The sequence below is a fragment of the Streptomyces sp. NPDC042364 genome (genome assembly GCF_056437585.1).
This window is the reverse complement of sequence record NZ_JBWKAJ010000002.1, coordinates 319,832-343,707: the sequence shown is the minus strand read 5'-3', so window position 1 is coordinate 343,707 and position 23,876 is coordinate 319,832. Positions and strand designations below refer to the sequence as shown.

The 23,876-nt window shown below is 73.0% G+C and carries 27 protein-coding genes and 1 pseudogene; 11 read left to right on the top strand and 17 right to left on the bottom strand.

Translation table 11 applies throughout. From position 1 onward, the window contains the following. Positions 1-96: 96 nt before the first annotated feature. A complete protein-coding gene (locus AC067N_RS04860) occupies positions 97-495 on the bottom strand; it encodes a hypothetical protein (RefSeq protein WP_478677755.1) in 399 nt (132 codons plus the stop codon). A gap of 191 nt (positions 496-686) precedes the next feature. Between AC067N_RS04860 and AC067N_RS04855 the strand changes: the two genes are divergently transcribed. Beyond that, entirely contained in the window at positions 687-1,472 is a 786-nt protein-coding gene (locus AC067N_RS04855) for an MBL fold metallo-hydrolase (protein WP_478677461.1), read from the top strand. Then, positions 1,472-2,083, top strand: a complete 612-nt coding sequence (locus AC067N_RS04850; RefSeq protein WP_478677460.1) for a DedA family protein — start codon at positions 1,472-1,474, stop codon at positions 2,081-2,083. The genes AC067N_RS04855 and AC067N_RS04850 overlap by 1 nt, the downstream gene beginning before the upstream one ends. Positions 2,084-2,248: 165 nt before the next feature. Here AC067N_RS04850 and AC067N_RS04845 read toward each other — a convergent pair whose 3' ends face one another. The 4 genes from AC067N_RS04845 to AC067N_RS04830 form a co-directional block, all read right to left on the bottom strand. Next, positions 2,249-3,367, bottom strand: a complete 1,119-nt coding sequence (locus AC067N_RS04845; protein WP_478677459.1) for an MBL fold metallo-hydrolase — start codon at positions 3,365-3,367, stop codon at positions 2,249-2,251. A 112-nt stretch (positions 3,368-3,479) separates the two neighbouring features. Then, entirely contained in the window at positions 3,480-4,709 is a 1,230-nt protein-coding gene (locus AC067N_RS04840) for an aminotransferase class I/II-fold pyridoxal phosphate-dependent enzyme (protein WP_478677458.1), read from the bottom strand. A 191-nt stretch (positions 4,710-4,900) separates the two neighbouring features. Continuing rightward, a complete protein-coding gene (locus AC067N_RS04835) occupies positions 4,901-5,662 on the bottom strand; it encodes a hypothetical protein (protein ID WP_478677457.1) in 762 nt (253 codons plus the stop codon). A gap of 258 nt (positions 5,663-5,920) precedes the next feature. After that, positions 5,921-6,637: an ANTAR domain-containing response regulator gene (locus tag AC067N_RS04830; RefSeq protein WP_478677456.1), complete on the bottom strand. Its 717-nt coding sequence runs from the start codon at positions 6,635-6,637 to the stop codon at positions 5,921-5,923. 126 nt (positions 6,638-6,763) lie between these two features. Here AC067N_RS04830 and AC067N_RS04825 point away from each other — a divergent pair, with 126 nt between their 5' ends. After that, positions 6,764-7,867: a PAS domain-containing protein gene (locus AC067N_RS04825; RefSeq protein WP_478677455.1), complete on the top strand. Its 1,104-nt coding sequence runs from the start codon at positions 6,764-6,766 to the stop codon at positions 7,865-7,867. Positions 7,868-8,077: 210 nt separating this feature from the next. On the opposite strand, the gene AC067N_RS04820 is transcribed toward AC067N_RS04825, so the two are convergent. Continuing rightward, a complete protein-coding gene (locus tag AC067N_RS04820; protein WP_478677454.1) occupies positions 8,078-8,884 on the bottom strand; it encodes an RNA polymerase sigma factor SigF in 807 nt (268 codons plus the stop codon). Between the two features lie 235 nt (positions 8,885-9,119). Here AC067N_RS04820 and AC067N_RS04815 point away from each other — a divergent pair, with 235 nt between their 5' ends. After that, positions 9,120-10,922, top strand: a complete 1,803-nt coding sequence (locus AC067N_RS04815) for a thiamine pyrophosphate-requiring protein (protein ID WP_478677453.1) — start codon at positions 9,120-9,122, stop codon at positions 10,920-10,922. A gap of 302 nt (positions 10,923-11,224) precedes the next feature. Here the strand turns inward: AC067N_RS04815 and AC067N_RS04810 are convergent, their stop codons facing one another. Further along, positions 11,225-11,356, bottom strand: coding sequence for a hypothetical protein (locus AC067N_RS04810; protein ID WP_478677452.1), 132 nt, complete (start codon positions 11,354-11,356; stop codon positions 11,225-11,227). 183 nt (positions 11,357-11,539) lie between these two features. On the opposite strand from AC067N_RS04810, the gene AC067N_RS04805 reads away from it, so the two are divergent. From AC067N_RS04805 to AC067N_RS04795, 3 genes are all read left to right on the top strand, one after another. Next, the gene (locus tag AC067N_RS04805) at positions 11,540-11,935 is read left to right on the top strand and encodes a DUF2795 domain-containing protein (protein ID WP_478677451.1); all 396 of its coding nucleotides are present in this window, start codon (positions 11,540-11,542) and stop codon (positions 11,933-11,935) included. 127 nt (positions 11,936-12,062) lie between these two features. Further along, positions 12,063-12,503: a CBS domain-containing protein gene (locus AC067N_RS04800; RefSeq protein ID WP_478677450.1), complete on the top strand. Its 441-nt coding sequence runs from the start codon at positions 12,063-12,065 to the stop codon at positions 12,501-12,503. Between the two features lie 151 nt (positions 12,504-12,654). Further along, positions 12,655-13,197 carry a type 1 glutamine amidotransferase domain-containing protein gene (locus tag AC067N_RS04795; RefSeq protein WP_478677449.1) on the top strand — a complete coding sequence of 181 codons (543 nt, stop codon included), beginning with the start codon at positions 12,655-12,657 and terminating at the stop codon, positions 13,195-13,197. Between the two features lie 131 nt (positions 13,198-13,328). Here the strand turns inward: AC067N_RS04795 and AC067N_RS04790 are convergent, their stop codons facing one another. After that, positions 13,329-14,021 (bottom strand): TIGR03086 family metal-binding protein, encoded by a 693-nt coding sequence (locus AC067N_RS04790; RefSeq protein WP_478677754.1) that lies wholly within the window; start codon positions 14,019-14,021, stop codon positions 13,329-13,331. 5 nt (positions 14,022-14,026) lie between these two features. Then, on the bottom strand, positions 14,027-14,260 hold the full coding sequence (locus tag AC067N_RS04785) for a DUF6158 family protein (protein ID WP_478677448.1): 234 nt from the start codon (positions 14,258-14,260) through the stop codon (positions 14,027-14,029). An 86-nt stretch (positions 14,261-14,346) separates the two neighbouring features. Between AC067N_RS04785 and AC067N_RS04780 the strand changes: the two are divergent. Then, positions 14,347-15,467: pseudogene (locus AC067N_RS04780) on the top strand (baeRF2 domain-containing protein). 70 nt (positions 15,468-15,537) lie between these two features. On the opposite strand, the gene AC067N_RS04775 reads toward AC067N_RS04780, so the two are convergent. Next, positions 15,538-17,157 carry an ABC-F family ATP-binding cassette domain-containing protein gene (locus AC067N_RS04775; protein ID WP_478677447.1) on the bottom strand — a complete coding sequence of 540 codons (1,620 nt, stop codon included), beginning with the start codon at positions 17,155-17,157 and terminating at the stop codon, positions 15,538-15,540. Between the two features lie 234 nt (positions 17,158-17,391). On the opposite strand from AC067N_RS04775, the gene AC067N_RS04770 reads away from it, so the two are divergent. The 3 genes from AC067N_RS04770 (at position 17,392) to AC067N_RS04760 (ending at position 20,027) form a co-directional block, all read left to right on the top strand. Beyond that, positions 17,392-18,879 (top strand): phosphatase PAP2 family protein, encoded by a 1,488-nt coding sequence (locus AC067N_RS04770; RefSeq protein ID WP_478677446.1) that lies wholly within the window; start codon positions 17,392-17,394, stop codon positions 18,877-18,879. 112 nt (positions 18,880-18,991) lie between these two features. Beyond that, positions 18,992-19,813, top strand: a complete 822-nt coding sequence (locus tag AC067N_RS04765; protein WP_478677445.1) for a class I SAM-dependent methyltransferase — start codon at positions 18,992-18,994, stop codon at positions 19,811-19,813. Between the two features lie 43 nt (positions 19,814-19,856). After that, positions 19,857-20,027 (top strand): hydrophobic protein, encoded by a 171-nt coding sequence (locus AC067N_RS04760; RefSeq protein WP_478677444.1) that lies wholly within the window; start codon positions 19,857-19,859, stop codon positions 20,025-20,027. A gap of 36 nt (positions 20,028-20,063) precedes the next feature. Here the strand turns inward: AC067N_RS04760 and AC067N_RS04755 are convergent, their stop codons facing one another. Genes AC067N_RS04755 through AC067N_RS04725 form a run of 7 tightly spaced genes read right to left on the bottom strand, consistent with a single transcriptional unit; the run spans position 20,064 to position 23,860 of the window. Beyond that, on the bottom strand, positions 20,064-20,345 hold the full coding sequence (locus AC067N_RS04755) for a gas vesicle protein K (protein WP_055539027.1): 282 nt from the start codon (positions 20,343-20,345) through the stop codon (positions 20,064-20,066). Beyond that, positions 20,342-20,530 (bottom strand): gas vesicle protein, encoded by a 189-nt coding sequence (locus tag AC067N_RS04750; protein ID WP_055512018.1) that lies wholly within the window; start codon positions 20,528-20,530, stop codon positions 20,342-20,344. The genes AC067N_RS04755 and AC067N_RS04750 overlap by 4 nt, the downstream gene beginning before the upstream one ends. Beyond that, complete coding sequence (locus AC067N_RS04745) at positions 20,527-21,321, bottom strand: GvpL/GvpF family gas vesicle protein (protein WP_478677443.1); 795 nt, start codon at positions 21,319-21,321, stop codon at positions 20,527-20,529. Before AC067N_RS04745 ends, AC067N_RS04750 begins: the two co-directional genes overlap by 4 nt. Continuing rightward, positions 21,318-21,683 carry a gas vesicle protein gene (locus AC067N_RS04740; RefSeq protein WP_055512022.1) on the bottom strand — a complete coding sequence of 122 codons (366 nt, stop codon included), beginning with the start codon at positions 21,681-21,683 and terminating at the stop codon, positions 21,318-21,320. The genes AC067N_RS04745 and AC067N_RS04740 overlap by 4 nt, the downstream gene beginning before the upstream one ends. After that, a complete protein-coding gene (locus AC067N_RS04735; RefSeq protein WP_478677442.1) occupies positions 21,680-22,927 on the bottom strand; it encodes an SRPBCC family protein in 1,248 nt (415 codons plus the stop codon). Before AC067N_RS04735 ends, AC067N_RS04740 begins: the two co-directional genes overlap by 4 nt. Continuing rightward, on the bottom strand, positions 22,920-23,600 hold the full coding sequence (locus AC067N_RS04730) for a DNA primase (protein WP_478677753.1): 681 nt from the start codon (positions 23,598-23,600) through the stop codon (positions 22,920-22,922). Before AC067N_RS04730 ends, AC067N_RS04735 begins: the two co-directional genes overlap by 8 nt. Continuing rightward, the gene (locus AC067N_RS04725; protein ID WP_478677441.1) at positions 23,600-23,860 is read right to left on the bottom strand and encodes a gas vesicle protein GvpG; all 261 of its coding nucleotides are present in this window, start codon (positions 23,858-23,860) and stop codon (positions 23,600-23,602) included. Before AC067N_RS04725 ends, AC067N_RS04730 begins: the two co-directional genes overlap by 1 nt. Between the last annotated feature and the right edge of the window lie 16 nt (positions 23,861-23,876).

The window sequence follows — 23,876 nt, the reverse complement described above, 5'->3', positions numbered from 1 at the left end:
TCACAACGGCCGGGAAGCCGGGGTGGCACGGAGGGGTGGCACGGGGGCAGGGGCGGGGTGCGGCCCGGGCACGGCACGGAGCGCGGCCCGCGGTGGTCAGCGGCCGTCGTACCCCGCGGTCGGCATCGACAGACGGCGGTGGACGCGGGCCTTCATCTGGGCGTCGTAGGCGGGTTCGGCGCGGCCGACGGTCTCGACGCGGACGCCGCGGCGGGCGCACTCGGCGGTGAAGTCGTCGACGGAGGCGAGGGCGCGTTCGAGGACGCGGCGGCTGGGGGCGACGAAGAGGTCGACGTGGCCGGCGTCGACGTCGGCCCACAGGGCGCAGTGGTCGGGGCGCAGACCGCGCACGAGGAGTTCGCGCGTCACCACGTAGCCGCGCTCGGCGGCCCAGCGGGCGCACATGGCGTGCTGGCTGCGGGAGTCGACCAGGAAGGGGTCCGCCTCCAGTTCCTCCAGGGGTGTGAGGCTGGCGATGGCGGCGACCCGCACCACCGGCCCGCGTCCCGCCGTACGCTCCGGGCACTCACGGGGTGTCTCCTGGCACTCACGGGGTGGCTCCTGGCAGGACAGGGCGAAGGCCTCACTCTCGTCTCCCACGGCGTCCCCCTCACCTCCGGGTCCAGAGCCTGAGACCCTACTCCAGCCCGTAGGCTCGGGGGAGTAGCGCGAAGGAGGCGAACGGAGTGCCGGTGGAGGTCACCTGGTGGGGTCATGCCACCTGCACGGTGGAGGACTCCGGCACGCGCGTGCTCACCGACCCGCTCTTCACGCGCCGGCTCGCGCATCTGCGCAGGCGCCGCGGAGCGCCGCCCCCGCCCGAGGCGGCGGTCGCGGACGTGGCGCTGGTGTCGCATCTGCACGCCGATCATCTGCACGTTCCGTCCCTGTCCCGGCTCGCCCCCGGTACCCGGCTGGTGGTGCCGCGCGGTGCGCCGCGCCAGGTGCCGGGGCTGCGCAGGCTGCGGCATCTGCGGCTGTCCGAGGTGGCGCCCGGTGACGAGGTGAGCGTCGGTGACCTGGTCGTCCGGGCCGTGCCGGCGCGCCATGACGGGCGGCGGCTGCCGGTCGGACCGCACCGTTCGCCGGCTCTCGGCTTCGTCGTCGAGGGTGAGGCGCGGACCTACTTCGCCGGGGACACCGGGCTGTTCGAGTCGATGCCCAAGGAGGTCGGGCCGGTCGATGTGGCGCTGCTGCCGGTCGGCGGCTGGGGGCCCTGTCTCGGTGAGGGGCATCTCGACGCGGGGCGCGCGGCGGAGGCGCTCGCGCTGCTGGCGCCCCGCAGCGCGATCCCGGTTCACTACGGCACGTACTGGCCGATCGGCCTGGACGCCGTGCGCCCCCATGAATTCCACGCGCCCGGTGAGGAGTTCGTCCGCCTCGCCGCCGTGCGCGCGCCCGAGGTGGCCGTGCACCGGCTGGAGCACGGCGAGAGCGTACGGCCGAGCGGGGCCGGGGAGGGCGCCCGGTGATGCTCCTGTCCGTCGCGGCCACTCCCCTGCCGTACGAGTCGACGCAGCAGGCGATCGGCTATCCGACGCTGTTCCTGCTGGTGCTGGTGGGGGCGTTGCTGCCGGTGGTGCCCACGGGGGCGCTGGTGAGTTCGGCGGCCGTGGTGGCGTTCCACCAGACGGCGCCGTTCGCGCTGCTGATGGTGTTCGTGGTGGCGTCGTCGGCCGCGTTCCTCGGTGACATCGCGCTGTACTGGCTGGGGCGGCGCGGGATGGGTTCGAAGAACGGTTCGCGCTGGCTGGAGGCGATCCGCCGCCGGGCGCCCGAGGACCGGCTGGCGCAGGCCCAGCGGAAGCTCGACGGTCACGGGGTGGCCGTGCTGGTGCTGTCCCGGCTGGTGCCGGCCGGTCGTCTGCCGGTGATGCTGGCCTGTCTGCTGGCGAAGATGCCGTTGCGGCGGTTCGCGCGGGGGAATCTGCCGGCGTGTCTCGCGTGGGCGCTCACGTACCAGTTGATCGGGATACTCGGGGGTTCGCTGTTCGCGGAGCCGTGGGAGGGGGTGCTGGCGGCGGTCGTGCTGGCCTTGCTGATCAGTGTGGTGCCGGGTGCGTGGCGGCGACTCGTGCGTTGAGAGTCCGGCCGCCGCCGTCGTTCCTCGCGAGCCGCGGGTTCGTCGTGGCCTGTCGCGCGATCGGCCGCGCTCCCGAAGGGAGCCGCGCCGCGGCCGGGGGGCTGGCCCGCACCCGCACCGGCACCCTCACCCGCACCCGCACCGGCACCGGCACCGGCACCACCGTCACTCGAGAACCCGGGACGCTCCGATCGGCAGGTCCCACAGGTTCTCGCGTGGCAGCCCCGCCGCCTCCCAGGCCGCCCGGACGCGGGTGAGTGGTTCCAGGACCGGTTCGGCGGAGAGGACGAACGTGGCCCAGTGCATGGGGGCCATGTGGTGGGCGCCGAGGTCCTGGAAGGCCTGGACGGCCTCCTCGGGGTCGCAGTGGACGTCGCTGAGCCACCAGCGGGGGTCGTACGCGCCGATCGGCAGGAGCGCGAGGTCGATGCCGGGGTAGCGGCGGCCGATCAGGGAGAACCAGGGGCCGTAGCCGGTGTCGCCCGCGAAGTACACCCGCTTCCCGTCGGGCTCGGTCAGGACCCAACCGCCCCACAGGGAGCGGCAGGTGTCGGTGAGGGTGCGCTTGGACCAGTGGTGGGCCGGTACGAAGTCGAAGCGGACGCCGTCGAGTTCGGCGGCCTCCCACCAGTCCAGCTCGGTGACGCGGGTGAACCGGCGGCGGCGGAACCAGCCGCCGAGACCGGCGGGCGCGAACACCGGTGTGTCGTCCGGCAGTCGGCGGAGGGTGGGCGCGTCCAGATGGTCGTAGTGGTTGTGGCTGATGACGACCGCGTCCACGCGCGGCAACGCGTCCCAGGCCACGCCGACCGGGGTGATCCGGGCGGGGGTGCCGAGGATGCGGCGGGACCAGACGGGGTCGGTGAGGACGGTGAGACCGCCGATCCGCACCACCCAACTCGCGTGCCCCGCCCAGGTGACGGCGACGCTGTGCGCGTCCACGCGGGGCAGCGGGCCGGGTTCGTAAGGCAGTCGGGGAATGTCGACGAGGCCCTCGGGGCGCGGCCGCACCGAGCCCTCGCGGGCGAAACGGGCGAGGGCCCGCAGGCCCGGCAGGGGTGTGGTCAGCCGGCCGGCGAAGGACCTGGGCCAGCGGCGCCGCTCGCCGAGGGGGCGGGGCTCGGCGGGTTCCGGGGGCGCGAGCGGGACGGCGAAGGGCGACGCGGGCCTCGGGTCCAGGGCACCGAGGCGGGCTGAGGACGCCGGATCGTCGGTGTCCTCGGGGGTCGCGGAGGCGCGCGCCGAGGTGGTCGCCGAGGTGGTCGACTCGGACTGCTGCGTCATCGAGGAGGCTCCCATCGCTGAGCGTCGTCGAAGGGTCGTCGTCGCTGCGGACCGGCCTGCGGGCGGACGCGGGGGCTTCGCGGGCCCGGCCCGGCGGCCCGGAGCCTCCTCGTCACCGGAGGTTCTCGAAGGTCGATCCGAACAAGGTCAACGCATGTTCCACGTGCGGTAGTTCCACAGGGTCGGGGGCCGCCAGGGCCTGCGCCCGCTCCTCGTCCGCGCTGCCGAGGAACAGCCCGGTCGACAGGCGGAAGCGCAGCGCCCCGAGGTCGTCCCCGAAGCGGTGGCCGCCGGGCGCGGGCAGACCGAGCCGGGCGGTGAGGAAGTCCTCCAGTTCCTGGGCGTCACCGACGCCGTGCGCGGTGAGCGCCGGGCGCAGCGGGCCGAGGTCGACGTACAGATGCCGGCCCGCTCTCGGGGGCAGGGCGAACGCGCCGGCGGCGATCACCGCACGGTGCGCGGCAGCCGCCAGACGGGCGTGCAGTCGTACCGCGGTGGCGAGCCGCTCGGTGACGGGGGCGGGCTCGTCGAGCGCGTACGCGGCGGCCGCGGCGACCGGGGTGGCGACGCGGGCGCCGAGCGCGGTGAGCACGTCGAGGACCCGGTCGCGCAGTCCGCCGCCGGTGCCGTCGGCCGGGAAACGGGCGACGGCGGCGGGCCAGCCCGGCGGCAGGAACGGGCCGGCGAGATCGGTGACCACGGTGACCCGGTCCGGGAGCATCTCGGCGGGGCTGAGCAGCACGGGGTCGTGGGGGTCGTGCAGGGTGTCGCGCCAGGTCTCGTCGCTGACCAGGTGCAGACCGGCCCCGGCGGCGGCCTCCACAGCCTCGTGCACCAGTTCGGGCGGGGCCACGGTGGCGGTCGGGTCGTCGGCGGGGCACAGTACGAGCAGCCGGGGGTCGCCGCCCTCGTCCCGGATCCTGCGCACGGTCTCCAGCAGCGCGTACGGGTCCGGTACACCGCCGCACTCGGCGGGCGTCGGTACGTGGAAGACGGATCTGCCGAGCGCCCGTGCCTCCGGCTCCCACCAGGCGGCGCACGGCCGCGGGAGCAGTACGTCGCCGCCGATCGCGGCGGTCAGCGCCAGTAGCAGGGCGGGGGCGCCGGGGGCGGCCGCGACGCGGTCGGGGGTGACGGGCAGCCCGCGCCGGTCCCAGTAGCCGCAGGCGGCCTCCAGAAGGGCGGGGGGACCGCCGAGGGGTACGGCGTCGGGGCGGCCGGCGGCCGCGGAGAGCACGGCGGTCAGCTCGGGGAGGAGCGGCAGTCCCTGGTCGGGGAGGGGCGGTCCGTAGCGGACCGGGCCGTGCCCCACCGGACCTCTTTCCGGTTCCGTCCGCCGCATCTCTGCCTCCGCGCAGTCCTGTCGCGTTGTCCGGTGCTCAGCGCTCCCGCGATGTCCATGGTGCTCCGCCGTTCCCGCGCGTGCTCCGTCGTACCCCGCGATGCGCCGTACACGCCCTCGGCCTGCCGGTACCCCGGCTCACGCGCTCCATGGGCACCTCGCCGGGTTGCGCCGGTCACAGCGGCGCGCGGTCACGGCGTCCACCGGCCCCGTCGGTGCAGCAGCCGGTGGACGGCGGCGCCGAGCGCGCCGGCGATGAGGAGGCCGCCTGCGGCCATGGCGGGGACGGAGTCGGTGAAGGCACCGCCGCCGCCCGCCTGAACGCCGCGCTGGACCGGCGCCGGACGGCGGGTGTCGTGATGGGTGGGCTGGTCGTCGTGATGGGTGGGCTGGTCGTCGTGATGGGGAGGCTGGTCATCGGGGTGGGGAGGCTGGTCATCAGGGTGGGGAGGCTGGTCATCGGGGTGGGGAGGCTGGTCATCGGGGTGGGGAGGCTGGTCATCGGGGTGGTGCGTGGGGTGGTGGCCGCCACCGGGGTCGACGGTGAAGGTGGCGCTCCACTGCTGCTCCTCACCGCCGGGCGGGGCCGGGCAGACCCCTTCGACGCCCCACTCGGTCGGGCCGCCGGCCGTGTCCGGGCCCGTCTCGAGGTCCGCGGCCGGAGCGACACGGGCGCTGCCCTGGTAGGAGGGCCCGCCCGCGGGGTCGTCGTTGCCCGGGATCCTTTGCAGCTCGACGGTGCCCTGCTCGAACGCCTGGGAGTCGGCGTCGATGGTGTCGGGAGCCGGACCGCCGGTCGGGGGGCAGGAGACGGAAACGGCGACGGTCTCGCCCGGGGCGGCGTCCTGCGGATTGACCTCGGCCGCCGGATTCGCGTACGCGACCGGGGCCGCGACGCCGAGCACGGCACCGGACAGGACGGCGGCGGACAGGACACGGGCTCTGCGGCGCATGGGCGAGGCTCCTTAGGCCGACTCCGGCTGAGGGCACGACCACCGCGCCCCGCCCTCCCCATCAGAACCCTCGGCCCGGCCCACCGCGCGCCGCCGGGCACCATTCGCGGGACGCGGGCCGCCGAGTGGGTGACGGGGTGTGCGCGCCGGCCGCGGGCCCGTCCTTCCCGGGCGCGCGGAGCCGCGCGGGAGGCGGCGCACCACCCGCTCTCGCCGGCGCACCCGCGGCCCCGAGCCCTGAGGCGTCCGCTCCCCGCCTCACTCGGAAAGGGACACCAACTCCCGTTCCAGTCCCCTCCCCCGCTTCTCCACCACCGCCGAGGCCACGTCGGCCAGTTTGCGGTTCGTGCCCTGCGAGATGCGCCGCAGCACCGTGAACGCCGCGTCCGCGTCGCAGCCGAGGACGTGCATGACGATGCCGCACGCCTGGTCGACGACCGGCCGTGTCCGCAGCGCCGTGCCGAGCTGGTCGAGTTCGGTGAGAGCGGCCCGGTAGGAACGGTCGTGGACGATGCACGTCGCGGCGAGGTCGCCGAGCGCGCGGGCCGGCCCTCGCGGCACGTCCTCCAGCGCACCGGGGCGGAAGCTGTAGAGGCTGAGGGTGACGGTCAGCCCCGGCCGCCTGAACGGCAGTGTGACACTGGACCGCACGCCCGCGTCGAGGGCGACGGCCCGGAAGTCCGGCCACCGTTCGTCGCGCAGGAGGTCCGCCGCGTCGACCGGCTCCCCGCGTTCCAGCGCGGCCGGTATCGGCCCGTCCCCCGAGCGGAGTTGGACCGCGACCAGTCCGGCCAGGTCGGGGTGGGTGACGGCGGCGGGGCGTTCGACACCGTCGTCGGAGACCATGCTGCTCGCCCCGCAGCAGTCGCTGGTGCAGCGGGCGGCGTGCTCGACGAGCTGGGAGAGCCTTCTCGCCGGAAGGGCCGACTCGGGTGATTCGCTGCTCAGAAGGCCGGCGTGTTCGGTTTCCGGCATGCTGCACGCCTCCTCTCCCCGGGTCGCCTTCCCGCTCGCCCGCGCGGAAAACGAATGGGGACGGCCGGTGCGATGCCTTGCGTCACACCGTCCCCGTGAGCGCCCCTCACGCGTTACGTTCGTCGCATGGCTCAGACGGACGAATTCGGTGAGCAGCTGGCGGATTTCGTACGCCGGGTCGCGGAACTCAAGACGGCCAGATCGGTGCCGGCCGACGCTCTGCCGACGGTGCTGGACGCGGCGATCTTCGAACTCGACCATGTGGCCGACCAGTTGTGGCCATGGTACGAGCGGCTCAACGCCCGCCCGCCCGGCGGGACCTCCTCGGCCGCGCAGGAACACCATTTACTGAAGGCCGTCTTCCAAGAGCTGCCGCTGCCCATCGCCCTGCTGGACCGGGAGACGGTGGTGCGCCGGCTCAACCAGGCGGCGAGCACGTTCACCGGCGTACGGGCCGGTTATGCGACCGGTCGCCCGCTCACCGGGTTCCTGGCGCACGCCGACCGGAGCGCGGTCCGCGGCCAGGTCGCCGCCGTGGCCCGCGGCGAGGGCGACCGCAGCATCACCGTGCACCTCCAGCAGCGCCCCTCGGTTCCGGTTCGGGCGACGCTGACGGCGCTGCGGCCCAGCGGTGAGCCCCGGACCGCCGTCCTGGTCGTCCTGCAACCGGCGGGCCACCGGATGCCCTCCGTGGAGGGCCCCGCCCGCCCCCTGCCCAATCTCACGGAGACGACCCGCCACGCGGCGCTCATGGATCTGCTGGACGCCATGACGACGGCCTTGCTCACCGCGCCCGCGTCCGGGGCGCTCGACCGTGCGGCCCGTGTCCTGCACGGCCGCTTCGCCGACTGGGTCGTGGCCGACACGACGTCCCCCCGGCCGGCCCGTGCGACCGTGCTGGCCCCTTCCGGCAAGGAGGCGAGCCTGCTCGCGGACCAGGACCCGGCCTCCTGCCCCCTGGTCGTGGCGGCCACCCGGGACGGCTCCACCGCCCTCCAGGTCCGCCCTGCCGACCCCGACGCCTTCGGCCACGACGCCACGGGCGCCCCCGTGCTGGTGCGGGCGGACGTCACGTCACTGCTGTCGGTCCCCCTGGCCACTCCCGACGGCACCGTCAAGGGCGTCCTCACCCTCTTCCGCTCGGGCGCCCGCCTGGCCTTCTCGATGGCCGAGGCCCGGGCGATGGACACGATGTCCCGCCACATAGCCCTGGCCATGGGCGATGCATAAGGGGTGTCTGACCATTCCGTCTGCCCTGCCCCGCCATGCACGCTCCCCCGTCCCGGCTCCGCTCGAACGGGAGCGGACCCCACCGCCGCACCCGCGGGGCAGGCACCTGACGCCGCGGAGACCCGGCAGGAGGGCCCCAGGCGCTCGGCCTCCGAACGCGACGGCCCGGCCGGCCGAGCGCCATGGCTCGGCCGGCCGGGCCTGTGCGGCTCAGTTGGAGGAGCCTCCCACGTCCTGCATCACCTGGTCCCGCAACCGGCCACAGCACCGGCTGATCAGCCGGGAGACGTGCATCTGCGAGATGCCCAGCTGCTCGGCGATCCGGCTCTGCGTCATGTCGCCGAAGAAGCGCATGTACAGGATCGCCCGCTCCCTCTCCGGCAGCGCCGCCAGCCGCGGCTTGACCGCCTCACGGTCGACGACGGTGTCGAGCGCGGGGTCGGGCGCGCCCAGCGCGTCGCTGAGCGAGTAGCCGTCCTCGCTCCCGGGCAGTTCGGCGTCCAGGGAGAGCGCCGTGAAGCTCTCCAGGGCCTCCAGGCCGACCTGTACGTCTTCCTCGCTCATGTTGGCGTGTGCGGCGATCTCGGCCACGGTGGGCCGACGGCCCGAGATCGTCTGGGAGAGGTCCTGGCTGGCGAACCGCACGCGGTTGCGCAGGTCCTGGACCCGGCGCGGCACGTGCAGGGTCCACATGTGGTCGCGGAAGTGGCGCTTGATCTCACCGGTGACGGTGGGTACCGCATAGCTCTCGAAGGCGTTCCCGCGCTCCGGGTCGTAGCGGTCGACGGCCTTGACCAGGCCGAGCGCCGCGACCTGGCGCAGGTCCTCGTAGCTCTCGCCGCGGCTGCGGAACCGGCCGGCGAGCCGCTCGGCCATCGGCAGCCACGCCTCGACGATCCGTCCCCGCAGTTCGTCCCGCTCCGGACCGGGCGGAAGCGTCGCCAGTTCCCGGAACGCGTCCGCTGTGTCGGGGGCGTCGTCGTGCGGGTGGCGCTTCGCGCTTGCCTGAGTACGCATGGTGCGTCGCAACTCCCTGGATGTGCTCTGGGGTGGACGGTCACCGTGGGGGGCGCGGACATGCACATAAGGGCACACCCGTGATGTAAGGATCGAACGCCTATCCCACGGACGTGCCTCCTGTCCGAAGCACTGTGGTGCGCCTGCCCCGCTTCACACGCGGCAAACACACCCAGGTTTTCCTCTTCGCCACCGGGTGACTCGGCACTGGGAAAAACACCCCGGGAGGTCCAGTATGAGCGCGTATGTCGCCGATCACATCCTGCGCAGGCTGCGCGAGTGGGGAGTCGAACACGTATTCGGCTATCCAGGTGACGGCATCAACGGGCTGCTCGCCGCCTGGGGGCGGGCGGAGGACCGGCCCCGGTTCATCCAGTCACGGCACGAGGAGATGTCCGCGTTCCAGGCGGTCGGCTACGCCAAGTTCTCGGGCCGGATCGGGGTGTGCGCGGCGACCTCGGGGCCGGGCGCGATCCATCTGCTGAACGGGCTGTACGACGCCAAGCTGGACCATGTGCCGGTGCTCGCGATCGTGGGCCAGACGCATCGCAGCGCGATGGGCGGCTCGTACCAGCAGGAGGTGGACCTGCACACGCTGTTCAAGGACGTGGCCTCGGACTTCGTCGAGACGGTGACCGTGCCCGAGCAGCTGCCCAACGTCCTGGACCGGGCGATCCGCACCGCCTACGCCCGCCGGGCACCCAGCGCGATCATCGTCCCCGGCGATGTGCAGGAGCTGGACTACTCGCCGCCGACCCATGACTTCAAGATGGTCCCCTCCAGCCTGGACAGCGGTTCCTGGACGACGGTTCCCTCGCAGGAGTCGCTGGAGCGGGCGGCCGAGATCCTGAACGCCGGCGACAAGGTCGCCATCCTGGTCGGACAGGGCGCCGCCGGAGCCCGCGCCGAGGTCCGGCGGATGGCCGAGCTGCTGGGCGCCGGGGTCGCCAAGGCCCTGCTCGGCAAGGACGCGCTCAGCGACGAGCTGCCGTACGTCACCGGCTCGATCGGCCTGCTGGGCACGCGCCCCTCGTACGAGCTGATGCGCGACTGCGACACGCTGCTGACCATCGGCTCGTCCTTCCCCTACTCGCAGTACCTGCCCGAGTACGGCAAGGCGCGGGCGGTCCAGATCGACATCGACCCCCACATGGTCGGGATGCGCTACCCGTACGAGGTGAACCTGGTCGGCGACGCGAAGGCGACACTGGAGCGGCTGATCCCGCTGATCGACCCGGAGCGGGGCCGGGAGTGGTACGACGAGGTGTGCGCGGGCGTGACCCGCTGGCGTGAGGTGATGGCGCGGCGTGCAGAGCTGTCGGCCGATCCGATCAACCCGGAGTACGTCGCCCACGCCCTCGACCCGCTGCTGCCGGGCGACGCCATCATCTCGTCGGACTCGGGGTCGGCGGCGAACTGGTACGCCCGCCATCTGACCCTGCGGGACGGCATGCGGTCGTCGCTGTCGGGCACGCTGGCGACGATGGGCTGCGGCGTGCCGTACGCGATCGGCGCGAAGTTCGCCCATCCGGACCGTCCGGCGATCGCGCTGGTCGGGGACGGCGCGATGCAGATGAACGGTCTGGCGGAGCTGATCACGGCGGCCAAGTACAAGGACTCCTGGGAGGACCCGCGGCTGGTGGTGGGCATCTGGAACAACCACGATCTGAACCAGGTGACCTGGGAACTGCGGGCGATGGGCGGCGAACCGTCGTTCCTGCCGTCCCAGGAACTGCCGGACGTCCAGTACGCGGCGTTCGCCCGCTCCCTGGGCCTGACCGGCATCCGGGTCGAGAAGCCGGAGGACGTCGAGGCGGGCTGGCGCGCGGCCCTGGAGGCCGATGGCCCCGCCGTCGTCGAGTTCCTCACCGACCCGGCGGTCCCGCCGATCCCGCCGCACGCCACCTGGGAGCAGATGGAGGCCACGGCCGCCTCGATCCTCAAGGGCGACGCGGACCGGGGGTCCATGATCAAGCAGGGCTTCAAGGCGAAGATGCAGGAGTTCCTGCCGAGCACCAAGCCCAGGGGCAAGCGGTAGTGGCCGGCGGCCCCCTGCGGGGCCGCCCCGGCCGATCCGTCGCCCGCACCACCGCCGTACCACCGCCATCTGACCGAGCGGCTTGCTGCAAGGTCCTGGCATAGAGCCCGAGGCCGGGGCCACAGAACCCGAGGCCCGTAGCCGGCCGGAGGGCGGGAGGACGGGAGGGCCGGAGGGCGGGAGGCTTGGGTGCGGCCGGTGTGGGAGGCCCGGTGAGGCCGCCCGTTTCGTGGGGCCGTCGAGATCGGGCCGGGTTGCGGCCGCGCCGGTGCGGGGCACCGACGCCCGCGCCCCGGTGTCCGTCAGCCGGCCGGGACCACCGGCTCGGGCCGGTCGGCGTCGTCGGCCGGCGGCAGCACCAGCTCCTCGTAGCGGCCCAGCGCCAGAACGGCGCCAAGCATCAGCATCGGAATGATCACAGCGATCACCGCCATGGGCCCGGTCCTTCCCGAGGGAATGTGCGGTGGGGGGCTTCCGGCCGGGTCTCCCCTGCGCGGACGGGCAAACCCGGGCGGCAAGCGGAACCCGGGACCGCGACCGCAACCGGCCGCCGGAAAGGCCGTGTCGACGCCGGGTCCTCGGGTACGCGGGGGCCACGCGAACCCTGGAGGGGAATCATGCAGCGAGGCAGCGACCGGCTGAACGTCCACCGCGACGACGAGATGAAGCACGAACTGCAGGGGCTGCTCCGATCCGGGCACCCCACCCGGACGGAGGAGTGGCACGACCCGGAGCCGTACGCCGAGGACGACCCGGAGGTCGCGCACGGGCCGGTGACGCCGAGCCGCGCGCCCGCCCGGGTGGAGGCGCTGCGCCTGGACCTGGCCCGTGTGCTGGGCCGTACGTCGTTCCCGGCCAGGCCCGGCGAGCTGATCCGCGTACTGCGCGACCGGCACGCCCCGGACAACCTCGTCGAACCCTTGGAACGGCTGCCGAAGAAGGCACGCTACGACTCCGTCCACCAGCTCGCGGAGGCGGTGGCCGGCGGCCCGGACGGCGGCCGGACGCGGTGACCGGGCGGGCACGCAACCCGCACACGGCGAAGACGCATGGCCGCCCGGCTCGCGGGTACTGCGGGCGTCGTCACCCCGCGCGGGAGTGCCCCGCGGCCCGGAAGCAGCAAACGAGAGGCCGATCAGCATGGCTGTTTTCGTCAGGGACGTCATGACGCCCGGTGTCGTGGCGGTCCCCCCGGACGCCTCACTCGTGGAAGCGGCGCAGCTGATGCGCGCGCGGGACGTCGGGGGCGTCCTGGTCACCCTGGACGAGCAGCTCATCGGGGTCCTGACCGATCGTGACATCACGCTGCGGGCCGTCGCCGAGGGCGTGGACCCGCTGACGGTGAGCGCCGAGGCCGTCTGCACCCCGGACCCGGTGGTGATCGGCCCGGACGACGCGGTGTCCGCCGCGGTCGCGCTGATGCGCGACCACGCGGTACGCCGTCTTCCGGTCCTGGCGGACGGGCACCCGGTGGGCATGGTGAGCCTGGGCGATCTGGCCGTCGCGCAGGAACCGCATTCGGCGCCGGCCGGCATCAGCCGGGCCGAACCGGACACCTGGCCGGGTGGACCCCCGGTCTGACCCGCTCGGGGGAGGACACGAGCCGCCCCCATGACGGGCCCGCGACGGTCCAAGGACACCGAAGACGTCCAAGGACACCGAAGGCCTCCAAGGACGCCGAGCACGTCCGAGGAGACCGGAACGGTCCGACCAGAAAGGAGACCGAACGCGTATGCGTATCGCATTCCTGACCGCACCCGAGGGTGTGGAGCAGATCGAACTCACCGATCCCTGGCAGGCGGTGACGGACGCCGGTCACGAGCCGGTGCTGGTGTCGACGAAGCCGGGCCACGTCCAGGCCTTCAACCATCTGGACAGGGCGGACACGTTCGCCGTGGACGACGTGGTGGGCGAGGCGCCCGCCGAGTCGTTCGACGCCCTGGTGCTGCCCGGCGGGGTGGCCAATCCGGACTTCCTGCGGATGGACGACAAGGCCGTCTCTTTCGTCCGGGAGTTCGTCGAGCGGGGACGTCCGGTCGCCGCGATCTGTCACGCGCCGTGGACGCTGGTCGAGGCGGACGTGGTCCGCGGACGGGTCCTCACCTCATGGCCCAGCCTGCGCACGGACATCCGCAACGCGGGCGGCGAATGGGTCGACGAGCAGGTGAAGGTCTGCGACCACGGCCCCAACAAGCTGATCACCAGCCGTAAGCCCGACGACCTGAAGGCGTTCTGCGAGGCCTTCCTCGACGTCTTCCAGACGGCCGCCGTCTGAGGCCTTCCAGACGGCCGCCGTCTGAGGCCGGCACACCCCCAGGGGGCGCCCTCACGGACCGAGGGCGCCCCCTGCCGGTTCCGGCCGCTCGCACCGGGCCGCTCGCAGGCCGGCGGCCGCTCGGCGGAGCACTACGGCCGACGGCCGAGCAGGCACAGCAGCGCGGTCTGTGCGTCGGCACCCGCCGGCGGCTCCACCGGTGCCGCGAACAGCCCGCTCTTCTCCAGATCCCCCGCGTACGGCGCGATCTCCTCCGTCGCGAACGTCACCAGTCCCTCGGGGAGCCGCTCGTCGGCCCCGATCGCCCGGGACAGGTCCCAGGTGTGGACGACGAGATCCGCGATCATCTGCGCGCAGTACGCGGTCGCCGAGGTGTCGCCGTACGACAGATGGACCGTCCGTTCGAGCGCCCCCGGCGCGGTGAACGCCTCCCGCGCGGAACGGGCCGCCGTGTCCCAGGACGCGGCCGGATCGTGCCCCAGCAGATCCCCGTCGAACGTGTCGCCGACCTCCTCGATCATGCAGCCGTCCCTGACCAGGGTCGGCACCCACAGCTGCTCGGAGACGAGGTGGTTGACGAGGTCACGGACCGTCCACTCGGCGCAGGGGGTGCCGGCACCCCACTGGTCGTCGCGGACGGCGTGCACACGGGCGCCGAACAGGTTCTGGGCCTCGGCATGCCAGGCGAGCAGCGGATGGGGCTCCGCCGTTTCGGCCGCGTGGTCGGCCGCGTTGTCGGCCGGTGTGGCGGTCGCCGTGCCGGTGCGGCCGGTGTCGCCGCCCGTGCCGTCGGTATCACCGGCGCCGGTCGGGTCGGAAGTCATACGCCTCATGACGGCCCCGGTCCTCGGTCGCGGGCGCCGTCGCGCGTCCGCCCGGAGACGACCGGGCGGCGCGGATGACGGCGCAGGTACTCGCCCTCCAGTTGCGCCATCCGCTCGTTGTGGGTGCGCAGCGCTTCGGGCGATCCGTGCAGCAGCGTGTCGTGGCGGGTCCGGTGGATCGACTCCAGCTCCTTCATCAGCTGCTGGTCGTCCAGCTGGTCCGGGTGCACTCCGGTCATGGTGGTACCCCGATCTTCGTGTTCCTCCATGAGGTCCGGGTACCCGCCCGGCAAGCGTTACCCCGAGCGGCATCCGGGAGGGAGCCATGGATCTCGCGTTTCTCCATCCACTGTACGAACATCCCGGGCCCTGGGCCTCCGTGTACGTCGGTACGTCCGCGCCCTCGGAGTCCATGGCCCGGGAACGGTCCCTGACCGCGGCCGCCGTCTCCCGTGAGCTCGCCGAGCAGGGAGCGGACGAGGCGACCTGCCGGGCCGTGCACGAGGCGGTGGAGGAGTTGCGGCACGACACCGAGCCGCACGGCCGGGCGCTGTTCGCCCGCGAGGGCCGGGTGGTCCTCGATCCGCCGCCGGCCGCGCCGCCGCCGGCGAACCAGGCGTTCTGGGCGCCGCTGCCGCGTACGGCGCCGCTGCTGGACCTGGCCGGGGAGGACCCGGTGTGCGTGGTGGCGTACGTGGACCGGCGGGGCGCCCGGTTCGAGCTCGCGATGCCCTCGGCAGTGAGGACGCCGGCTCGGTGACCGGGCGGCAGTGGCCGGTGCACCGGACGAGCACGGTCGACTGGTCGGAGCGGCACTTCCAGCTGCGGGTGGAGAACACCTGGGAGCACAACGCGGCGGAGGTCGCCGACGCGCTCGCCGTGTGCCAGGAGGACACCCGCGCCGATCTGCTGATCCTCGTGGGTGAGGACCGTGAGCGGCACGCCGTGCGGGACCGGCTGCCGCAGCGGCTGCTCGACCGGGTGGTCGAGGCCCCGCACGGGGCGGGCAGCAGGCTGCTGGACGAGGACGTGGCACGGATCCGCGCCGAGCACGTCCGCCGGCGCGCCGCCGACGAGGTCGAGCGGTTCCTGGCGGCGCGCGGCGCGGACGCCGAGGGGCGCCGGGGGGCCGTGGAGGACGTGGCCGACCTGGTGGAGGCGGCGCGCGAGCACCGGATCGACGAGCTGCTCGTCCGCGCCGAGGGGCCCGACACGCACCGGGCGCTGTGGGTCGGCGAGGACCCGGACCAGCTGGCCGTACGCCGTACGGAGCTGCGGACGCTCGGGCTCTCCGAGGACGACGCCCGGTCGGCCCGGGCGGACGACGCGCTGCTGCGGTCGGTGGTGACCACCGGTGCTCCGGCGATCTCCGTGTCTCCGGCGCCCGAGGCCGCGGAGGCCGAGGTCCCGGTCGGCGGCCTGGGCGCGCTGCTGCGCTGGAAGTGACCCCGGCCGCCCGGCGCGCGGCGGGTCCGCGCACCGGGCGAAGCCGGCCTCTGCGTGAGCCGGTGTGCGGTCAGCGGGCGCGTTCCACGCGGCGCTCGTCCCACACCGGCTCCGGCGTCTCGCGGACCCGGCCGTCGGAGCCGAAGACCAGATAGCGGTCGAACGAACGCGCGAACCAGCGGTCGTGGGTGACCGCGAGCACCGTGCCCTCGAAGGCTTCCAGACCTTCCTGGAGGGCCTCAGCCGAATCCAGGTCGAGGTTGTCGGTCGGCTCGTCGAGCAACAGGGCGGTGACCCCCTGGAGTTCCAGGAGAAGGATCTGGAAGCGGGCCTGCTGGCCGCCGGAGAGCCGGTCGAAGGACTGCTCGGCCTGTCCGGTCAGCTCGTAGCGGCGCAGCCGTGACATGGCGGCGCCCCGGTCCTGCGCGTGCTCCTTCCACAGGATGTCGAGCAGGGTCCGCCCCTGGAGCTCGGGATGGGCGTGCGTCTGCGCGAAGTGCCCGGGTACGACCCTGGCGCCCAGCTTCCACTGTCCCGTGTGGGCCACCTCCTCGCCGGCGAGCAGGCGCAGGAAGTGCGACTTGCCGGAGCCGTTGGAGCCGAGGACGGCGACGCGCTCGCCGTAGAAGACCTCCAGGTCGAAGGGCTTCATCAGCCCCGTCAGTTCGAGCCCGGCGCAGGTGACGGCCCGTACGCCGGTACGGCCGCCCTTGAGCCGCATGGTGATGTCCTGCTCGCGCGGCGGCTCGGGCGGCGGCCCGGCCTCCTCGAACTTGCGCAGCCGGGTCTGGGCGGCGGCGTACCGTGAGGCCATCTCGTGGCTGACCGCGGCTGCCTGCCGGAGCGTGAGCACGAGTTTCTTCAGCTGGGCGTGCTTCTCGTCCCAGCGGCGGCGCAGTTCCTCGAAGCGCTCGAACCGCTGCCGCCGGGCCTCGTGGTACGTGTCGAAGCCGCCGCCGTGCACCCAGGCGTCGGCGCCCGCGGGCCCCGGCTCCACGCTCACGATCTTCTCGGCTGCGCGGGCGAGGAGTTCCCGGTCGTGGGAGACGAACAGCACGGTCTTGCGGGTCTCCGCGAGCCGCTCCTCCAGCCAGCGCTTGCCGGGGACGTCGAGGTAGTTGTCGGGTTCGTCGAGCAGCAGCACCTCGTCGGTGCCGCGCAGCAGCGCCTCCAGCACGAGCCGCTTCTGCTCACCGCCGGACAGCGTCCGCACCTGCCGCCACTGGGCCTTCTCGTACGACACGCCGAGCGCGGCGGTGGTGCAGATGTCCCAGAGCGTCTCGGCCTCGTAGCCGCGGACCTCGGCCCAGTCGGAAAGGGCCTGGGCGTAGGCGAGCTGGGCCGCCTCGTCGTCGACGGTCATGATCGCGTGCTCGGCCTCGTCGACCGCCCGGGCCGCCTCCCTGATCCTGGGCTGCGCCACGGAGACGAGCAGATCCCGGACGGTCGTCTCGTCCCGTACGGACCCCACGAACTGGCGCATGACGCCGAGCCCGCCGGTCACGGTGACCGACCCCCCGTGCGGCTTCAGCTCGCCGGAGATCAACCGCAGCAGGGTCGTCTTCCCGGCCCCGTTGGGCCCCACGAGGGCGACCACCGAGCCCTCCCCCACCCGGAAGGACACGTCGCCGAGCAAGGCCCTCCCGTCAGGAAGGTGGTACTCCAGATGCGCGGCTTCGAGATATCCCATGCGCCGCATTCTCCGAGCCCCGAGATCCGGGACGCAAACCGATTCCCCGGGCGGTCCCGCACGGCGAGCCGTGGCCTGCCTCGTGCCGCCGGGCCGTGGCCTGCCTCGTGCCCGCCGGGCTGCGGGCGGAGCCGTCCGCCGGCATGGCCGCGGCACCGGGGTGCCCGGCGCCCGGGACTCGCCGAACGGACCCCGCCCGACAGGGTTCGCGCACCATGGGGTACCCGTGGACCCATGACCGCAGACGTCGACCTCACCGTCCGCCTCCCGGGCCACCACATTCTCCGGGACCGTTTCCTCGCCGCGGACAGCCGCCTGTTCAACGCGGTGGCGACCCGCGAGTGGCCGGGCGCCCACCCCATGCTGCCGAGGCTGAGCCGCGCCGCCAACCACGGCGTCCTCTGGTTCGCCACGGCGGCCGCGATCGCCGCCACCCGCAGCCCGAGGGCACGCAGGGCGGCCGTTCGCGGTGTGGCCTCCCTCGCCCTCGCCTCGGCGACGATCAACACCCTCGGCAAGCGCACGGTGCGCCGCCCCCGTCCGGTCCTGGACAACGTTCCCGTGATGCGCCAGCTGAAGCGCCAGCCGATCACCACGTCGTTCCCGTCGGGCCACTCCGCGTCGGCCGCCGCCTTCGCGACCGGTGTGGCGCTGGAGTCCCGCGGCTGGGGCGCGGTGGTCGCCCCCCTCGCGACCGCCGTCGCGCTGTCCCGTGTGTACACCGGCGTGCACTTCCCGAGTGACGTGCTGGTCGGCGCCGCCCTGGGCGTGGGCGCCGCCTACGCCGTGCGGGGCATGGTGCCCACCCGCGACCAGCTCGCGCCTCCCGGCCGCCCTCGCGCGGACGCGCCCGCGCTGCGGGACGGCGAGGGCCTGGTCATGGTGGCCAACACCGCCTCGGGGACGGCCGACCGGGTACGCGCCCTGCGGGACACGCTCCCCGGCGCCGAGACGGTCGAGTGCGCACCGGAGGATGTGCGCGCCGAGTTGGAGAAGGCGGCCGCCCACGCCCGGGTGCTCGGCGTGTGCGGCGGCGACGGCACGGTCAACACCGCCGCCGAGGTCGCCCTGCGCCACGGTCTGCCCCTGGCCGTGCTGCCGGGCGGCACGCTCAACCACTTCGCGCACGACCTCGGCGTGGAGGACGTACGCGATCTCGCCCGTGCCCTGCGCCAGGGCGAGGCCGTCCGGGTGGACGTCGGGCACTTCAGGTCCGGCGAGACGGAAGGTCACTTCGTCAACACCTTCAGCGTGGGGGTGTATCCGGAGCTGGTACGCGAGCGTGAGCGCTGGGAGCGGGTGATCGGGGGCTGGCCGGCCGGGGTGATCGCGGCACTGCGCGTCCTGCGTTCCGACCGGCACCCGCTCCAGGCCACCTTCCAGGGCCGGCCGCGCCCGATCTGGCTGCTCTTCGCCGGCAACGGCACGTACCACCGGCTGGGCCTGGCCCCCGGTCACCGTTTCGACCTCGCCGACGGTCTGTTCGACGTCCGTGTGGTGCACGGCGGGCGCCGCCCGGCGCTGCGGCTGCTGGCGGCGGCGCTCGCCGGCCCGTTGACCCGCTCCCCCGCACACGCCGCGGTCCGGGTGAGCCGGCTGCGCGTCGAGGGCGTCACGCCGGGCACCCCGCTGGCGTACGACGGCGAAGTCACCGAGGTGCACGGCGATCTGACGCTGCGGAAGCTCCCGGAGGCACTCACGGTCTACCGGCCCCTCGGCTGACCTCCGAGGACGCGACCACGGACTGACCGGCAGTCCATTATTCAAGACGGCGGTCTCATTATTCGGCAGGAGTGCGTACGGTTCCCCCAGGACCTGCAGAAGGGGAACGGTCATGCCGAAGTCACGGGAGACCGCCGTCTACACGCACGGGCACCATGAGTCGGTACTGCGTTCGCACACCTGGCGGACGGCCGCCAACTCGGCGGCGTACCTCCTCGGATCGCTGAAACCGCACATGAGCGTCCTGGACATCGGGTGCGGCCCCGGAACCATCACCGCGGACCTCGCCGCCCTGGTCCCCGACGGACACGTCACCGGCGTCGACCACGCCCCCGGCATCCTGGACCGGGCCCGGAGCACGGCCGCCGAACGGGGCCTGACCAATGTGGCGTTCGCGGTCGGCGACGTCCACGCGCTGGACCATCCGGACGGCACCTTCTCCGTGGTCCACGCGCACCAGGTGCTCCAGCACGTCGGCGACCCGGTGCAGGCGCTGCGCGAGATGGTGCGGGTGACGAGACCCGGCGGCCTGATCGCGGTCCGCGACTCCGACTACGCGGCGATGACATGGTTCCCGGAGTCGGCTGGGATGGACGACTGGCTGGACCTGTACCGGCGGGTGGCCCGGGCGAACGGCGGCGAGCCGGACGCCGGGCGCCGGCTGAGGTCCTGGGCCCTGCGGGCCGGGCTCACCGACATCACGGCCACCTCCTCCACCTGGACGTACTCCACCGCCGAGGAGCGGGCCTGGTGGAGCGGTCTGTGGGCGGACCGCACGGTCGCCTCCGCGTACGCCGAGCGGGCCACCGAGGGCGGACACGCGACCGAGGAGCGGCTGCGCGCGATCGAGGCCGCCTGGCGGGAATGGGGGCGGCAGGAGGACGGCTGGTTCGCCGTGCTGCACGGAGAAATTCTCTGCCGCAAGCCGGCCTGAAACCGAGAATTCTGGAAACACGGACCATCAGGAGGTTCGCATAATGGTTCCCATCCTGCTGGTACTGCTGCTGGTGCTGATTCTTTTCGGCGCCGGATTTGCGGTGAAGATTCTCTGGTACATCGCATTGGCCGTTCTGGTCCTGTGGCTCCTCGGATTCCTGCTGCGCGGTACGAACGCATCCGGAGGCAGGGGCCGCTGGTACAGGTGGTGAGGTGACACCCCGGGGACCGGCCCGCCGAACGGCGGGTCAGTCCCTGGGGAGCAACGGTCCGAGCGGCCCGAGGTCCAGATTCAGGTCCTCGGGCCGCAGTCCGTAGCGCTCGCGCAACTCGGTCATCCGGTCGTCCAGCAGCATCAGGGTGAGCCCGATGCGCTCCTCCTGCTCCTCGGTGAGCTCCCCGGTGTCGAAGCGGCGCACCGCCTGCCGCTCCATCAGCTGACGCAGCAGTTCGACGACGGTCAGGACCAGCTTGACCAGGTCGCGTTCCACCGTGTCGGGTTCCAGTTCGAGGCGGTTGCGGCCGGTCACTCACTGCCTCCCCAGGGTGCGGGCACATTCGCGTTCACCGAGCTGATGAGCGCGTTCAGGTCGATCCGGACGAGGTCGACGTCCGCGATGCGCAGGGTGAGGTCACCGGTGATGACGACCCCGCCGGCGAGAAGCCGGTCGAGCAGGTCCACGAGGGCGACTTCCCGGCGTTCTATGACGGTCACGAATTCTCTCCACTCATGCCACCGGAGTCCCCTTCACCGGGCTCCTCACCACTGAAGGAATAGGCGGCCCAGGGTCCGGTGAGTTCCACGCGCAATCCGGGTTCCTCGTTCTTCGTGCGGTCCACGAGTTCCACGAACTCCTCGGAAACACTGCGCGGCACCAAATAGGCGGCATTGAGTACATTGCGGCCGGGCGCACCGGAAAGGGCGGCATTCTGGGGGGCGTGCAGCCGGGTGTCCTCGGCGCATTCCGAGAGGGTCTCGTGGAGTCGGCGGGCGAAGCGTTCGGCCCTCTGCCACATCTCCTCGTGGACCTGTCGGCTGCGCCGCCGCTGCCGCAGATAGTCCCGCCCGCTGGCCACCTTCGCCGGCTCCCGGGGCGGCTCCTCGGTCTCCGGTTCCGCGTACACCTTGACGCCCCACTCCACCCGGCCCGTCAGCCGGTCCAGGGTGCGGCGGAAGCCCTCCTCGCGGGCCTCCAGCATGACCCGTACGCCGCTGTCGTCGTGGAAGACGGTGCCCAGCCGCAGCGGCAGGGGCGTGGTGACGACGGTGAGCGCGTCGATCACGTTCTGGTGGGCGTGGGCGGTCTCGGTCAGCCAGTCGAGGTCTTCCAGATGCGCGCGCAGCGGCTGCTCGGCGAAGTCCCGCTCGGGCACCTCGCTGACCACGGCGATCAGGTCGTGGTGGCGCAGCAGCCGGGGAGGGGCGCCCCCGACCCCGGTGATCTGGGACTGGAGCGGCGCGTCGAAGGGTCGGCACACGGCGTACACATACCGCAGTCCGGTCATGAGGGCTCCTCTCTGGCACGGCCGCGCTCGACGGCCGGCTCCGGCTCACGCCGGGGCCGGCCGTCGTCCAGCTCGGCGAGCCGGGCGCGCAACTCGGCGTTCTCACGGGAGAGCTCGTCGCGGCGGGCGTGCGACGACAGGGCCGGGTCGGTCTCCCACCAGTCGATGCCCATCTCCTTCGCCTTGTCGACCGAGGCGACGATGAGGCGAAGTTTGATGGTGAGCAGTTCGATGTCGAGCAGGTTGATCCGGATGTCGCCCGCGATCACCAGACCTTTGTCCAGTACACGCTCCAGGATGTCGGCCAGGTTGGCGCTTCCGTTCTGGCCGTACGGCTCGGGGACTCGGCTCGGAAAGGTCACCGGCGGCTCCCGCCCCCAGCGGCCCGTTCCTCGTCCTCATGGTCGTACGGTTCCTCGTCGCTGTCCTCCTCGACGTCCTCCTCGTACGCGTCCTCCTCGGCCTCGGGGTCCTCCTCGTACGCGTCCTCGGCGCCCTCCTCGTCCTCGTCCGCGTACTCGTCGGGTTCCTCGTCGGCCTCGTCGGCGCCCCGGGGCTCGTCGTCGACGTCCTCGTCCTCGTAGACGTCCTCGTCCTCGTCGCGGGCCTCGCCGTCGTCCGGGGCCTCTTCGCCTTCCTGGGCCTCTTCGCCTTCCTGGGCCTCGTCGCGCTCCTCCTCCGCCACGACGTCCTCGTGGGAGCGCACGACCTCGCCGTCACGGATCTCCCCGCGCCAGCCCTCCTCCGCTTCACCCTTGAGGGTGACAAAGCGAGCGAAATGTTTGAGGTCCAGCCGAGCACGGCGGCCCTGGGCGCGCCAGATGTTGCCGGTCTTCTCGAACAGTCCCTTCGGGTAGTACTCGATCACCAGCAGGACCCGGGTGAGGTTGTCCGTGAGGGCGTGGAAGGACACGGCGCCCTTCGTGGTGCCCTTGGCACCCTCGGATGTCCAGGTGATCCGATCATCGGGCACTTGTTCGGTTGTGTGCGCCTTCCAGCTGCGGTTGGACCAGAAGACCTTCAGCTGCCAGTCGGAGTGGGTGTCGTCCGACCGGCCGGCGCTCTTGACGCCCTTCGCGAAGGTGCTGAAGTCCTGGAACTGGGTCCACCGGTCGTACGCGGTGCGCAGGGGGACGCCCACGTCGACGGATTCCATGATCACCGTGGGTTTGCTGCCCGCTCCCCCGCGGCGGCCGCCCTTGCCGCCGCCGAGGTTCTTCAGGGCACCCATCACACTGTCCTTGGCCCGGCCCGCGCCCAGCTCCAGGGCGGTGCGCAGCGGCCCCTTGCCCTCGGCGAGCTTGCGGCCGCCGTCCAGGGCGAGCTTGGCGAAACCGGGGCTTTCGCCGTCGGCGATGTCGTTCAGCTTGCCGGTGGTCTCGCCGAGCTTGCGGCCCACGCCGGCCAGCAGCCGCTGGGCCTGCGCGGCCATGAACTCACGGGCCTCGTCCTTCAGATGGTCGACGGCGGGGCTGTGGGCGAGGTCGGAGAGCGGGGTGCCGCTCGCCGCGCCCTTGGCCGTGTCAGCCGCGCCCTTGGCCGTGTCGGCCGCGCCCTTCGCCGTGTTCGTCGCGCGGCCGGTCGCCGCACCCAGGGTCTCAGTCATCGCCACCGCCTCCCCTCGTGGCCCGCGACCGGGTGGTCTTGCGGGCGGTCTTCTTGGCCGGGGTGGTCTTCCTGGCGGCCGTCTTCTTGGCGGCGGCCTTCTTCGCCGTGCCCTTGCGGGCGGGGGCGGCCGACTTCTTCGCGGGGGCCTTCTTGGCGGCCCTCGCCGCGGTCTTCCTCGCCGGCCTGCCGCGCTCCGGCTCCGGCTCCTCGTCGGCGGCCTCGGCGCCGTCGGCGCCGGACCGGTCGTCGGCGCCCTCCTCGTCGTGCTCGTCGTGCTCGTCGGAGGTCTCGGTGTCCTCGTCCTCACCCTCGTACGCGTCGTCGTCCTCATCGCGCGCCGACCCGTCGGGGGCGGCTCCGGAGAGCTGGTCGCGCACCTGTGCGGTGCGGCCGTGCAGCCGATCCGCGAGACCTTCGATCTGGCGTTCGATAAGCGCTCCGGTGGCCGCCTTGCCGGCCCCGCGCAGCTCACCGCGCAGCTGGTCGCCCATCTCCTTGACCTGCGGATTGTCCTTCAGCTGCTGGGACACCAGGTCCGCGATCGCCCGCGGGCCGAGGTGCATCCGCTTGCCCGCCACCATCGTGCCTATCGCGAAGGCGAGCTTCATTTTCTTCGTACGTCCGAGGACGTATCCGGCCCCGACAGCGAGGCCCAGTCCCACTCGGTTCATCATGTCGTCCCGTCGCCGTTTCCTGAGCTTCTGCGCGCACTGATCTCCAGCCGCTCCAGAAGCTCGTCCTCCAAGCGGTCGAACTCCTCCTCATCGATCTCGCCCGCGTCGAGCCGCTGCTCGAGGCGGGCGAGTTCGGCACGGACGGCCGCCGGGTCGTAGTACTGGCGCTCGGCCTCGGCCAGCACCTGTCTCACCGCCCAGAGGCTGCCGCGCACCGGTGCGAACGGCAGCAGCAGCACCTCGGTGATCAGACCCATGCACTCGCCTCCTTCG

Bases quoted from the DNA above. Each gene is read 5' to 3' on its own strand.
- AC067N_RS04850 (WP_478677460.1), top strand. From the start codon at position 1,472: ATGCTCCTGTCCGTCGCGGCCACTCCCCTGCCGTACGAGTCGACGCAG.
- AC067N_RS04845 (WP_478677459.1), bottom strand. From the start codon at position 3,367: ATGACGCAGCAGTCCGAGTCGACCACCTCGGCGACCACCTCGGCGCGC.
- AC067N_RS04840 (WP_478677458.1), bottom strand. From the start codon at position 4,709: ATGCGGCGGACGGAACCGGAAAGAGGTCCGGTGGGGCACGGCCCGGTC.
- AC067N_RS04835 (WP_478677457.1), bottom strand. From the start codon at position 5,662: ATGCGCCGCAGAGCCCGTGTCCTGTCCGCCGCCGTCCTGTCCGGTGCC.
- AC067N_RS04830 (WP_478677456.1), bottom strand. From the start codon at position 6,637: ATGCCGGAAACCGAACACGCCGGCCTTCTGAGCAGCGAATCACCCGAG.
- AC067N_RS04825 (WP_478677455.1), top strand. From the start codon at position 6,764: ATGGCTCAGACGGACGAATTCGGTGAGCAGCTGGCGGATTTCGTACGC.
- AC067N_RS04820 (WP_478677454.1), bottom strand. From the start codon at position 8,884: ATGCGTACTCAGGCAAGCGCGAAGCGCCACCCGCACGACGACGCCCCC.
- AC067N_RS04815 (WP_478677453.1), top strand. From the start codon at position 9,120: ATGAGCGCGTATGTCGCCGATCACATCCTGCGCAGGCTGCGCGAGTGG.
- AC067N_RS04810 (WP_478677452.1), bottom strand. From the start codon at position 11,356: ATGGCGGTGATCGCTGTGATCATTCCGATGCTGATGCTTGGCGCCGTT.
- AC067N_RS04805 (WP_478677451.1), top strand. From the start codon at position 11,540: ATGCAGCGAGGCAGCGACCGGCTGAACGTCCACCGCGACGACGAGATG.
- AC067N_RS04800 (WP_478677450.1), top strand. From the start codon at position 12,063: ATGGCTGTTTTCGTCAGGGACGTCATGACGCCCGGTGTCGTGGCGGTC.
- AC067N_RS04795 (WP_478677449.1), top strand. From the start codon at position 12,655: ATGCGTATCGCATTCCTGACCGCACCCGAGGGTGTGGAGCAGATCGAA.
- AC067N_RS04790 (WP_478677754.1), bottom strand. From the start codon at position 14,021: ATGACTTCCGACCCGACCGGCGCCGGTGATACCGACGGCACGGGCGGC.
- AC067N_RS04785 (WP_478677448.1), bottom strand. From the start codon at position 14,260: ATGACCGGAGTGCACCCGGACCAGCTGGACGACCAGCAGCTGATGAAG.
- AC067N_RS04775 (WP_478677447.1), bottom strand. From the start codon at position 17,157: ATGGGATATCTCGAAGCCGCGCATCTGGAGTACCACCTTCCTGACGGG.
- AC067N_RS04770 (WP_478677446.1), top strand. From the start codon at position 17,392: ATGACCGCAGACGTCGACCTCACCGTCCGCCTCCCGGGCCACCACATT.
- AC067N_RS04765 (WP_478677445.1), top strand. From the start codon at position 18,992: ATGCCGAAGTCACGGGAGACCGCCGTCTACACGCACGGGCACCATGAG.
- AC067N_RS04760 (WP_478677444.1), top strand. From the start codon at position 19,857: ATGGTTCCCATCCTGCTGGTACTGCTGCTGGTGCTGATTCTTTTCGGC.
- AC067N_RS04745 (WP_478677443.1), bottom strand. From the start codon at position 21,321: ATGACCGGACTGCGGTATGTGTACGCCGTGTGCCGACCCTTCGACGCG.
- AC067N_RS04735 (WP_478677442.1), bottom strand. From the start codon at position 22,927: ATGACTGAGACCCTGGGTGCGGCGACCGGCCGCGCGACGAACACGGCG.
- AC067N_RS04730 (WP_478677753.1), bottom strand. From the start codon at position 23,600: ATGAACCGAGTGGGACTGGGCCTCGCTGTCGGGGCCGGATACGTCCTC.
- AC067N_RS04725 (WP_478677441.1), bottom strand. From the start codon at position 23,860: ATGGGTCTGATCACCGAGGTGCTGCTGCTGCCGTTCGCACCGGTGCGC.